General features: G+C 38.4%; 13 protein-coding genes and 1 tRNA gene. 12 read left to right on the forward strand and 2 right to left on the reverse strand.

Features of this window, described 5'->3' with window-relative positions:
• Positions 1 to 84: 84 nt before the first annotated feature.
• Positions 85 to 429, reverse strand: a complete 345-nt coding sequence (locus CUS89_RS06105) for a DUF4828 domain-containing protein (RefSeq protein ID WP_104871457.1) — start codon at positions 427 to 429, stop codon at positions 85 to 87.
• A 172-nt stretch (positions 430 to 601) separates the two neighbouring features.
• On the opposite strand from CUS89_RS06105, the gene sfsA reads away from it, so the two are divergent.
• The 12 genes from sfsA to CUS89_RS06165 all read left to right on the forward strand — a co-directional run bounded on the left by sfsA (position 602) and on the right by CUS89_RS06165 (position 11519).
• Positions 602 to 1330 carry a DNA/RNA nuclease SfsA gene (gene sfsA, locus CUS89_RS06110; protein ID WP_104871458.1) on the forward strand — a complete coding sequence of 243 codons (729 nt, stop codon included), beginning with the start codon at positions 602 to 604 and terminating at the stop codon, positions 1328 to 1330.
• A 15-nt stretch (positions 1331 to 1345) separates the two neighbouring features.
• On the forward strand, positions 1346 to 2359 hold the full coding sequence (locus tag CUS89_RS06115) for a Gfo/Idh/MocA family protein (RefSeq protein WP_104871459.1): 1014 nt from the start codon (positions 1346 to 1348) through the stop codon (positions 2357 to 2359).
• Complete coding sequence (locus CUS89_RS06120; RefSeq protein WP_104871460.1) at positions 2359 to 3636, forward strand: DEAD/DEAH box helicase; 1278 nt, start codon at positions 2359 to 2361, stop codon at positions 3634 to 3636. The genes CUS89_RS06115 and CUS89_RS06120 overlap by 1 nt, the downstream gene beginning before the upstream one ends.
• Positions 3637 to 3698: 62 nt before the next feature.
• Positions 3699 to 6401 carry a sigma 54-interacting transcriptional regulator gene (locus CUS89_RS06125; RefSeq protein WP_104871461.1) on the forward strand — a complete coding sequence of 901 codons (2703 nt, stop codon included), beginning with the start codon at positions 3699 to 3701 and terminating at the stop codon, positions 6399 to 6401.
• 151 nt (positions 6402 to 6552) lie between these two features.
• Positions 6553 to 6870 carry a PTS sugar transporter subunit IIB gene (locus tag CUS89_RS06130; protein WP_010735963.1) on the forward strand — a complete coding sequence of 106 codons (318 nt, stop codon included), beginning with the start codon at positions 6553 to 6555 and terminating at the stop codon, positions 6868 to 6870.
• 27 nt (positions 6871 to 6897) lie between these two features.
• Positions 6898 to 7218, forward strand: coding sequence for a PTS lactose/cellobiose transporter subunit IIA (locus tag CUS89_RS06135; RefSeq protein WP_010735962.1), 321 nt, complete (start codon positions 6898 to 6900; stop codon positions 7216 to 7218).
• A 109-nt stretch (positions 7219 to 7327) separates the two neighbouring features.
• Complete coding sequence (locus tag CUS89_RS06140; protein ID WP_010735961.1) at positions 7328 to 8788, forward strand: PTS sugar transporter subunit IIC; 1461 nt, start codon at positions 7328 to 7330, stop codon at positions 8786 to 8788.
• A gap of 136 nt (positions 8789 to 8924) precedes the next feature.
• Complete coding sequence (locus CUS89_RS06145) at positions 8925 to 9146, forward strand: hypothetical protein (protein ID WP_010735960.1); 222 nt, start codon at positions 8925 to 8927, stop codon at positions 9144 to 9146.
• A 23-nt stretch (positions 9147 to 9169) separates the two neighbouring features.
• Positions 9170 to 9352 carry a DUF3188 domain-containing protein gene (locus CUS89_RS06150; protein WP_010735959.1) on the forward strand — a complete coding sequence of 61 codons (183 nt, stop codon included), beginning with the start codon at positions 9170 to 9172 and terminating at the stop codon, positions 9350 to 9352.
• Complete coding sequence (locus CUS89_RS06155; RefSeq protein ID WP_010735958.1) at positions 9352 to 9765, forward strand: DUF3284 domain-containing protein; 414 nt, start codon at positions 9352 to 9354, stop codon at positions 9763 to 9765. The genes CUS89_RS06150 and CUS89_RS06155 overlap by 1 nt, the downstream gene beginning before the upstream one ends.
• 262 nt (positions 9766 to 10027) lie before the next feature.
• Positions 10028 to 11206 (forward strand): GNAT family N-acetyltransferase, encoded by a 1179-nt coding sequence (locus CUS89_RS06160; protein ID WP_104871462.1) that lies wholly within the window; start codon positions 10028 to 10030, stop codon positions 11204 to 11206.
• A 34-nt stretch (positions 11207 to 11240) separates the two neighbouring features.
• Complete coding sequence (locus CUS89_RS06165) at positions 11241 to 11519, forward strand: zinc ribbon domain-containing protein (RefSeq protein ID WP_104871463.1); 279 nt, start codon at positions 11241 to 11243, stop codon at positions 11517 to 11519.
• Positions 11520 to 11811: 292 nt separating this feature from the next.
• Here the strand turns inward: CUS89_RS06165 and CUS89_RS06170 are convergent.
• Positions 11812 to 11885: transfer RNA gene (locus CUS89_RS06170), tRNA-Arg, on the reverse strand.
• Positions 11886 to 11935 lie beyond the last annotated feature (50 nt).

Here is an 11935-nt window from a genome sequence, read left to right on the forward strand (position 1 = left end):
TAAACTAATGGACTTGTTTTTTATTATATAAAGAGGCACATTAATTTTGAGGTAGGCATTGTTTCCTCTACTATGATAGGATAACTATGATTTTTTTGATAATAAATAAGCGGAATCGTTTGCTTCGTCGTAGAGTGACAGGTCATTGTAAGAAAATGTAAGGTAAAAGCCATACTGATCTCTAACAATCAATTTTTCGGAGGTTACTTCGACTAATAGTGTTCCTAAAGAACGGTCATCAAGCCAAAAAGAATAGTCAGAATGAATAGTTAATTCATGGTGCGTCTCGTTGGCATCCATAAATGACCAGGTCCCACAGTATTTGTTTAAATGATCGACCTGTGCTTCTTTCTTTTTATGATCGAGTACTTTCTTTCCAGCGAGTGTCGCGAGACCGGCAAGTAGGATATAGAGGATTCTTTTTTTCATTTTTTTCACTCCTTTGTCTTCATTTATGTTGAAAGCGTATTTTGCTTGTTATCCCTTTTCTTATAGTTTACTAAAGAAAGTGCATGATTTCTCTAAGACTTTCGACTGGTTTTTCAAGTGTTTTTAGTAAAAATATGGTAGGATACAGTAGTAGGGAGACAGGTGATGACTATTGGACTACCAAGATGTTGAAATTGCTTACTTCATTGAACGACCAAATCGCTTTATTGCTTTTTGTTTGAACAAAAAAGGAGAAGTAGTCAAAACTCATGTTAAAAATACAGGTAGAGGCAAAGAGTTATTGCTTCCTGGTGCAGAGGTGGCGTTAGTACACATTCCTGGAACAAAACGTAAAACAGCGTATGATCTGATTGCCGTTAAAAAAGAGCAGCACTGGTTCAATATCGATAGTCAGTTACCAAACCGACTGGCGATTGATGGAATTTTAGATCGGACGATCCAATTACCAAATTTAAATGGTGATATTGTGTCCTACAAACGTGAAGTGACCTTTGGAAAGTCTAAATTCGATATTTATTTAGAAACAAGTTGCGGTCAAAAAGCATTTGTAGAAGTCAAAGGGATGACCCTGGAAAACAAAGCAATAGGTGCTTTTCCGGATGCACCGACTATTCGTGGACTTAAACACGTCAATGAATTGATCCACGCCCATCAAGAAGGCTATGAGGCCTATATTCTTTTTATTGCACAATTCGAACACTTACATCAAGCAACGATCCATGAGCAGATGCAACCAGAATTAGTTACTGCTTTTCGTTTTGCTCAGCAAGCAGGTGTTCAAGTAATCGTATATAATTGTCAAGTAACAGAAAAACAAGTGGTATTGAAACAAGCAATCCCATTTGATCTAAATACAATTTTTGAAGATCCTAATTTATAGAAAGAAGGCGTAAAGATGATCCATTTAGGTATAATCGGCACAAATTGGATTACCCATCAATTTGTTCAAGCAGCATTAGCGACACGTAAGTATGAATTGACAGCTGTTTATTCAAGACATTTAGAAAAGGCGCAACAATTTGGCGCAGAATATGAAGGAGATATCGCATTTGCGACAGATTTAACTGTCTTTTTTGACTTAGAACATATGGATACGGTCTATATTGCTTCGCCAAATAGTTTGCATTTTCAGCATGCGAAGCAAGCGATTTTGGCAGGGAAAAATGTGATCGTAGAGAAACCGGCATTTAGTACGCCAAAAGAAATGGAAGAGATCATTCATTTAGCAAACCAAGAGAAAGTCTTTTTCTTTGAAGCCGCGCGAAATATCCATGAAGCTGGATTTAAAAAAATTGCAGAATTTTTACCTTTGAAAGATGAGATCATTGGCGCGAATTTCAGCTATATGAAATATTCTTCTCGTTATGATCAAGTGTTAGATGGGGAAGAACCGAATATTTTCTCTCCGCGTTTTTCAGGTGGAGCAATGATGGATCTCGGCGTTTACCTCGTTTATGCAGCTGTAGGTTGGTTTGGCAAGCCACAAGAAGTCCATTATTTCCCTAGAAAAATAGCTACCGGCGTTGATGGATTAGGTTGGGGGATTTTAAGATATGCTACTTTTGATGTGGCGATCCAACCGGGCAAGATCGGTGATTCATATCTACCTTCCGAGATTTATTTTGACAGTGGAACAGTGATCATGAATGGCGTCAATGCAATTGAGCAAGCAGAATACCATGATCGTAACCATGAACAAATTGAAAAATTAGAGATCGTTGCTTCTGAGAATCCAATGAGTGAAGAGGCAGAAGATTTTGCAAATGTGATCATGAATCCAAAAGACCCACAATGGGGATTACAGTATGAAGAATGGGTCGAACTTGCACGAAACGTGAATCAAGTCGTTTATGATTTGCGAATCAGTGGTGGGATCGAATTCGATGCAGATAAAGAGGGAACTGAGTAATGACTGATTTTGTAAAACATTTTCCAACTAATTGGCAAAGCAAATGGGAAGAAAAAGGGTTCACTGTCCCATCGTCTATCCAACAAGAAGTATTCACCGACTTAAAAGAAGGCAAAAGCTTGATTGCTGTTTCTCCAACCGGTTCTGGTAAGACCTTAGCTTATCTATGGCCTTTACTATTGAATGTGAAAAAAGGAGAGGCAAGTACCTTATTGATCCTTGCTTCTTCGCAAGAATTGGCGATCCAAGTAGCAGAAGTCACCCGAGAATGGGCAAAAGATTTAGCGATCTCTGTCCAATCTGTGGTTGGTGGCGCAAATGTCAAACGACAGATCGAAGGACTAAAAAAGAAACCGGAAGTTTTGGTAGGGACGCCAGGTCGTGTATTAGAGTTGATGAAACAAAAAAAAATAAAGGCGCATCAGATCAAAACAATCGTATTTGACGAAGCGGATCAGCTTTTTGATGAAGGAAATCGACCATTTATCGATCAAATCGTGCATCAAGCGCCGACGGACTATCAGTTAGCCTTCTTTTCAGCAACAGCGGATCGTTCGATCCAGCAAATCGAATCATTGACAAAACAATCACTGAAAGTAGTCGACGTTACTAAAATGGATGATTCAAGAAAAGGACTTAGCCACTACTTCATCCGTGTTCCAGCTCGAAAAACCGAGGACTACTTAAGAAGATTAGCTCATGTGGAAGGTTTTCAAGGTCTCGTTTTTTTCAATCAGTTGAGCGAGTTAGGTATGATGGAAGAAAAAATGAGTTATCGAGGCATTCTCGTGGCCAGTTTAGCATCTGACCAAAACAAGCTGTTACGAAAAGCGGCATTGAGTCAATTCAAAGAAGGCAAAATCAGCATGTTGTTATCAACGGATGTAGCTGCTCGTGGGCTAGATATCGCGGAACTTCCTTATGTTGTCAATGTCGACGTTCCAATGACAGAAGAAACATACTTGCATCGTGCAGGTAGAACTGGTCGAATGGGGCAACAAGGACAAGTCATTACCTTCGTGAATGAGCACACACTAAGAGACTTAAAAAAAATTGCCCGACAAACAGAAACAGAACTCACTGAATTATTTATTTATGGGGGAGGCTTACAGACAGAAGCCCCTGAAAAAGCTCCAACAAAAATGCTCCCGAAAAAGAAAGAATCAGGAAAAAAAGAAGCAAGTGAAATAGTAACAAAAAAAGCTGCTGCTTCTCCTAAAACTAAACGCAAAAACAAGCAGAAAAAAGATAAAAATAAAGGAGCAAGGCGCAAATAAGCGCCTTTTTGTGTTATTATATTGAAAATGGAAACAGGTCGTTTGGATAAAGGAGAGTTAGCATGAACGAAAGACAGGAAGAAATCTTGGATTTACTTACGGAAAATCATAAAGGATTGACAGCAACAGATGTTGCGAAGCAATTAGAGATTGATCGTAGTAATGCAAGTCGTTATCTAAGTGATTTATATAAAGCGCATTACATCGTGAAAAGCACTGGCAGACCTGTAGTTTATTCTATGCCTCCCAAAAAAACAGCTTCAGATAAAGTTCATGTGGACGCTTCTACACAAGTTACTTTTGAAACCTTAGTAGGGGAAAATGAATCACTGAAAGTAAGTATCCAACAGGCTAAAGCAGCGATTTTATATCCGCCAAGAGGGCTACATACGATTATTTTTGGGGAGACAGGAACAGGAAAATCGATGTTTGCTGAATGTATGTATCATTTTGCAATCGATTCGGAAATGCTTTCTCCAGATGCCCCATTTATTTCATTTAATTGTGCGGATTATGCGCAAAATCCACAGTTGCTGTTTGGGCATATTTTTGGCATAAAAAAAGGTGCTTATACAGGTGCAACACAAGATAGCCAAGGTTTGATGGCTAAAGCAGATGGGGGCATCTTATTTTTAGATGAGATCCATCGCTTACCTCCAGAAGGGCAAGAGATGCTTTTCACGTTTATCGACAAAGGCGTTTATCGTCCATTAGGTGAGAGCGCGCAAGTCCATGAGGCGTCGGTTCAGATCATCGGAGCAACGACAGAATCATCTGAAAGCTTTTTGACGACATTTAACCGCAGGATACCGATGGCGATCACTTTACCAAATCTAGCCTCACGTTCATTAGATGAGCGGTATGAAATCATTTCTTTATTTATCAAGCAAGAAGCCAATCGCTTGAATCAGCGGATCGATATTGAAAAAGAAGCGATTTTAGCTTTTATGCTATACGACGCCGAGGGAAATATCGGACAAGTAAAACGTGACTTAAAATTAGTCTGTGCGAAGTCTTTTCTTCATTATCGGATGCACCAAGAAGAAAAACTGGTCATTCGAAAAGAAGAGTTATCCCTACAAGTCCAAAAAGGATTATTACGAATCAAGGAAGTTCCTGAACGATTAGATCGCTTTATGGATAGTAAGAGTCAATATTTGACGTTTGAACCAGGATTTGCTGATGTCGTTTGGTCTCGAGATCCAGAAAGAAACATGCAAGTGTACAATGATATTGAAGAAAAGGTGATGTCACTTTCTGAATCGGGTAGCGAAAATATTGATCTTGAGGCGTTGATCTCGAAAGATGTTGATGCCTATTTTCAAACGTATGTCAAAGAATTGACGAAAAGTACGATCCCTAAAGATTTACTTCCAGAAGACATCTGGCGCCTGACAAATGAGCTATATGATCTCGCTGAGAAACGACTTGATCGGATCTATAACCAAAAAGCACGCTTTGCCTTTGCCTTACATTTGCAAAGTACATTGGATCGTGTCAAAGATGGGCATATGATCGTTCATCCAGACTTAAATAATATACGAAAGAAATTCAAAAAAGAATTTCAAGTTGCGATCGATTTTTCTACCATCATTGAAGAAGATCAACAAGTAGAGATCCCATTTGATGAAATTGGTTTTATCAGTATGTTTCTATCGATCAACTTAGGAGAAAGTGAACCAGTCAAAGAAAACAAAGTGGATGTGTTAGTCTTGATGCATGGTCGACAAACAGCTTCAAGTATGTTGGAAATGGCGCAAGCTTTACTCGGAACAACGATTGGTCAAGCGTTCAATATGCCACTAGAGATGGAAGTTCAAGCCATGTATGAAGAAGTATTGAAATATGTAAAGAATCGTCAAAGCAATTTAACAAATGGGTTGATCTTACTAACTGATATGGGTTCACTGAATACATTCAGCGATTTGATCTATGAAGAGACGGGGATACGCACAAAAGCAATCACGATGACGAGTACCATGATCGTTATCGAAGCCATCCGGATGGCGAATGTTGGTAGAAGCTTAGAAGATATCTATCAAAGTATCCAAATGTCTTTTGAATCGATCGTCAAGGATCAGTTTAAAATCGAAAACCAGGAATTGAACGAACGGAAAAAAGCAGTGATCGTGACTTGTTTTACTGGAGAAGGTGTGGCAGCAAAACTGTATCAACGAATTGTGCCGGTTATCAATCAAGATAAAGTTGAAGTGATCCAAATGCAGTTTTTGGAACGTGAATCATTTAAACGACACATTGATGCGTTATTGGAAGAATATGAGATCAAAGCGATTGCTGGAACTGTTGAAGTAGATTATCAAAATATTCCATTCTTCTCTGCCTATGACGTATTCGATGATGAAAAACTCAACACTTTGAAGCGCATTGCAGATGACGAAGTTCCGACAGCAAAAATCGTCGCTTCGTTAAAAGATTCATTGAATGCGATATCATCTGTTGAACGTTTGATCCAAGCTTTGCAAAAAGCGATCCAACAAATCCAAACAGATTTATCGATCATCGTTGAACCAGGAGTTGATACGGGAATCGTGATCCATGTCGCTTTTTTGATTGATGGTCTGATCAAACATGAAAAATTGCGTACATTTGATGATTTCCCCATTTTTGCAAAAATGTATCGCTTAGAAATGGATATTATTCGAACGAATTTGATAGGGATCGAACGTAAATATGGTGTAAAAATTCCGGAACATGAGATTGCTTTTATCACACAAATGTTTATAGAAAATAAAATAAAAAAATGAATCAAGTTGCACAGTGTGCACACTGAACGATAGTGTGTGCACTGTGTTTGTTTAATTAGTGTTATGAAAACGCTATTTTGACTATTTAGTGTTTGGCATGCTTCTTGCATTATAGTTATAGTGTAAAACCAAATTTAAAGGAGTGGAAAAAATGGAGAAAAAAACAATCATGTTAGTATGTTCTGCAGGAATGAGTACAAGTTTATTAGTGACAAAAATGCAAAAAGCAGCAGAAGAAAAAGGAATGGAAGCAGATATCTTCGCGGTTTCAGCTTCAGATGCTGACAATAACCTTGAATCAAAAAATGTAGATGTTCTATTATTAGGTCCACAAGTTCGCTTTATGAAAGCACAATTTGAACAAAAACTAGCACCAAAAGGAATTCCATTGGATGTTATCAACATGCAAGATTATGGCATGATGAACGGTGCGAAAGTGCTTGAGCAAGCTGAAAAATTAATGAAGTAAAACAATCGTGAAGCTGGAGGTAGAATAGTGGAAGATCAACAGAATCTAGAAGCCATCATGGGATTGATCATGTATGGTGGAAATGCAAAAAGCGATGCAATGGAAGCGATTTCTGCGGCAAAAAAAGGAGACTTTGATTTAGCGGAGCAAAAAATCCGTGATGCCGAAGCCTCTCTGGTAGAAGCACATCATTCACAAACTCAAATGCTCACACAAGAAGCACAAGGGAATCATATGCAAGTAACGCTGTTGACTGTGCATAGTCAAGATCACTTGATGACATCGATCGCATTTACAGACCTTGCAAAAGAGATCATTGATTTATATCGTAGAACTTACGTTGAATAACCGAAACACTTCTTTTTTGAACGGAAGAAGAAAAAAATTTTTGAACGGATTTTTTTAATTTGATATAAAGAGTCATTCTTTATATAAAAACTTATAGGAGGAAGTAATAATGAATGGATTAACAAGTTGGATGGAAAAATACATCCTTCCAGTTGCCGGCAGAATCGGCGCGCAAAAGCACTTAGTGGCATTGCGTGACGCTTTTATCGGTACGATGCCTGCAACAATGGCTGGATCAGTAGCTGTAATGATCAATGCAATTATTCGTGATTTACCACAGCAATTTATTAGTACGTATGCTGACAGCTTAGCAGCAGACAAAGGTTTTTTTGCCGTATTGAATGTGATCATCGGCATCAATGGGTTCGTCTGGAACGGTACATTAGCAATCGCCGGACTGATCTTTGCCTTTTCATGGGGATATAATTTAGCCCGTGCATATGGCGTAAATGACTTAGCAGGAGGGATCGTTGGTTTAGCAACGCTGATCCAAGGAATCGCTTTTGGCCCGTCATTATCAGCTGCATTGAATGTCAATGTTCCACAAAATGTGGCAGATGCGATCAATGGCTCGGAAATTGGGGCAACGATAGCTGATGGCACTCTATCAGTTGGTTTGTGGGGTTGGTTGAAACTTGATCATTTAAATGGTAACGCCTACTTTACAGTAATGATCATGGGTGCGATCTCTGTTATCATTTTCTGTAAATTGATGCTTGCTAATATCACGATCAAAATGCCTGATTCAGTACCACCGGCAGTTTCTAAAGCATTTGCAGCAATCCTGCCAGCAACGATTTCATTATATGTCATCGCTATCATTAATTATGTTGTTGGACGTGTGGCAGATGGTCAATTGATCATTGATTTAGTACAAAAATATATTGCAGAACCTTTCTTGGGTCTCTCCCAAGGTATCGGCGCCGTATTGATCGTTACGATCTTCGTTCAGATTTTCTGGTTCTTTGGTATCCATGGTCCGAACGTATTAGCACCAGTATTAGAAGGTATTTGGGGTCAAGCACAATTGATCAACATCGATATCTTCCAAAAAGGTTACAATGGTAAAACAGGAACACCTGCAGTATTAGATGCGATTGAAGATGGTAAAGCGTACATGTGGGTACGTGGCTCATTTGATGCTTTTGCATGGTTTGGTGGGTCAGGTGGAACAATCGTTCTATTGATTGCTATCTTACTATTATCAAAACGTGCTGACTACTTGACTGTAGCAAAACTATCGATTGGACCTGGTATCTTTAATATCAACGAACCAGTCATGTTTGGTTTACCAATCGTCTTGAATGCAATCATGTTTATTCCATTCTTAGTCGCACCAGTTGTTGCGACAACGATTGGCTGGGTGGCAACTTATCTAGGATTAGTCGCACCGGTATCTCAACAAGTGACATGGGTCGTTCCACCGTTCTTGCTATCGTTCCTTGCAACAGGAGCAGACTGGCGGGCACCGATCGTTACATTAGTATGTATGGTCGTGACCTTCCTGATTTGGGCACCATTTGTGATGTCAGCAAATAAAATGGACCCAGCAGCAGGCGAACCGAAATAATCAGTTGGAGTAGGGGCTATGGGCGATGACGATCCGTCAAATCCCTAGCCCTCGCTTCATTCGAGCAAATCCATTAAAAAATAAATAAATTAGGTGAACTAAAAGTTATCAATAGAAAAAGAAAAGAGGAAAACAAATGATTTCAATCGCTAGTGCTATGCAACAAGATGCAATCAAAGAATTATTAGAAGGATACAATGAAGAAGGCATGACCTTTACATTCAAAGAAAAACAAGGAATCAAATTATTCTTTGAAACAAGTGCAGAAGATAAAGAAGCAGCTGCTAAAACAGCAAAAGAATTGATCAAAGCCCAACCATGGGGTACGGTATTATATTTCCAAGCAGCAGCAGTCTAAGAAACAAGATAAGGGTGGTTCAAATGATAAAAAATGGATTGTTTTTGTGTAGTATTGGTTCACTGATCATACTATATAGTTTAAATCCGGGAACGCAACAATATGACATTTATAGTATGGTCACTGGATTGTTTTTTGCAGGACTAGGGATTTACTTCTTTTTAAAAGGTAAGAAAAAAGAAGAAGCAAAGGAGAAAAAGAACTAATGGAAATAATTAAAACACTAAATATTCCGGCATCGTTTTTCTATGATAAAGTGATGGATTCTGTTCTTTTCGATGTCCGCAAAGCCACTGGTAAATCAGTGACGCGCAAACAATTAAAGAATCTTGAATACGTCAAGCAGTTCTCTCAAAATAATCGTGCACGCATTATCATTGAGGAAGTCATTGATAACCAATCTTATAAATTTCGTACCTCAACGACTAAAAATGATTTTGTCGTTCATTATCAAATCAAACCAATTGATGAAAAATCCTGTGAAGTCCACTATACGGAACAGATGGAATCACATGGTATGTTGCAGAAAATGAATGATATGATCTTAGGAACGATGTTGATGTATTTTAAAAAGAGACGTTTTAAAAAGATGCTAGGAATGATTGAAGAATCCTATTAAAAGAGGATGGTCAATCAAACCGTCAATCCAAGAGGATAACTGATGATCAAAATGAGAATAAGTTGTGGAAACAACGTTTGGATCAAAAAAACGAAGCGCTAGAAACCAAAATCGTCTGTTCTATTTTGGCTTTTTAGCGCTATTTTTTTAAATCATTTTTGGAGGCACACTGCTTTGCGAAAGCAATGAAGGTCCGCTTGCTATTATTATATAGAAAAAAATAGTACAATTGGTATAGATATTTAAGGGGAGAAGGGGAAGTATGACGAATGTTATAAAAGAATTGGGGAACCAAGCGCTAGAAGAGATGTATGCTTTAGCAACCTATGCTTTTAATTCACAAGATACAGACGAACGACGTGAACGATTTAAAATGATTGTTGATAATTCATGGAACTACGGATTTTTAGATCCAGAGGGACATTTGACAAGTCAAGTAATGGCCACACCTTTTTCAGTGGATTTCTATGGACAAAACTACTTGATGGCTGGTATCGGCTACGTTGCTTCCTATCCTGAAGCACGAGGACAAGGTGGTATCAATCGGATCATGGAAAAAATCCTTGAAGACTGCCGAGAAAGAAATGTCACGCTGTCTTATCTAGCACCATTTTCTTATCCTTTTTATCGTCGCTATGGCTACGAACAATTATTTGATCGGATCAGCTATGAACTGGCTAGTCGTGATTTTCCAGCAGTAAAAAAAACAACTGGCTATATGAAACGGACAAGTTTTGAAGAATCGGTGGATGCCATACGATCCATTTATACAAATATGCCGGAGAGTACGCGAGGCGGTTTAGTACGAGAAGAATGGTGGTATTCTTACAAGTTCAAGCAACGAAAAGAGAATCATTATGCACTGTATTACGACCGTGAGGGAAATGCTACAGGATATGTCGTTTATAAATTAGCCGCACCTACATTTGTAGTCGTTGAAATGGGTTATCTGAACCATGAAGCTTTGAAAGGATTGATGCGTTTTATTGGTTCACATAGTGGTGCATTTGATTCGTTTGAATACACATGTGGTTTTTCAGGGTATAGTAAAAATTATTTATTGGATAATCCATTTGCTAAAACAACGATCACGCCTTATATGATGGGGAGAATCGTAGATATTGAGAAATTTATGCAGACTTATCCATTCCGCCATGCAATCAATTTTTCTATCCAAGTGACGGAAGATCCGTATGCAAAATGGAACGAAGGATTTTTTGATATTTCTTATGTCGATAGAGTACTTGAAGTAAAGAAAGTCCAACAGACGGAACTACCTGTGGTCAGCGGAACGATTCAAAGTATGACACAATTATTGTTAGGATATCAAACCGTTGAAGAACTTGATTTCCATGAAAAAATCAAAGTAGAAGCCGCATTGGTGGCTGAACTTAGTCAAGCATTGCCTAACCAACAACCAATTCTCAATGATTATTTCTGATTGAAGCTACTAGAGAGAGAGGAGGACTATAGAAATGGAAGCAATGACGTATTGTCAAAGTTGTGGTATGCCACTTGATTCAGTTGGGGTGTTAGGGACAAATAAAAACAACAGTAAGAATGAAGAGTATTGCATTTACTGCTTCAAAGAAGGAGCATTTTTAACTGATTGTACAATGGAAGAAATGATTGAAGAGAGTGTCAAACACATGAGTGAATCAGGCATGCTGAAAGAACAAGGCAAGACAAAAGAAGAAGCACGTGAATTCATGCATCAGTTTTTCCCAGATTTAAAAAGGTGGAAGCATCAATAAAGTTTATGCCAATAGCAAAAATACCTACCACCTCATTATCAAATAAATGATTTCGCAGAATGTATTCGGTGATAAGGTGAAAAATTAGATTTTACTTTTGTGATATTTTTTGCAAAAGAGCAGAAATATAATAGGAAATTGTGACCTGAATCATCTCATGATTTCTAAAACTGAATAATCAGTGTTCATAAGAAATAAGCCCGACCCACAAAATGTAAGAACAAATTTCTGGGGAGCGGGCTTATTTCTCGTAACTGAACATCTCTGTCATAATCTCTTGATAAGTTCTAGACGTTCCTGACTGGAATCGAACCAGCGACCTATCGCTTAGGAGGCGATCGCTCTATCCTACTGAGCTACAGGAACAAGCATCAATACTATTATTTTAGCGCTTTGAAGGCACACATGCAAGCTGA

It is taken from the genome of Enterococcus mundtii (genome assembly GCF_002947535.1).
GTDB lineage: Bacteria > Bacillota > Bacilli > Lactobacillales > Enterococcaceae > Enterococcus_B > Enterococcus_B mundtii_B.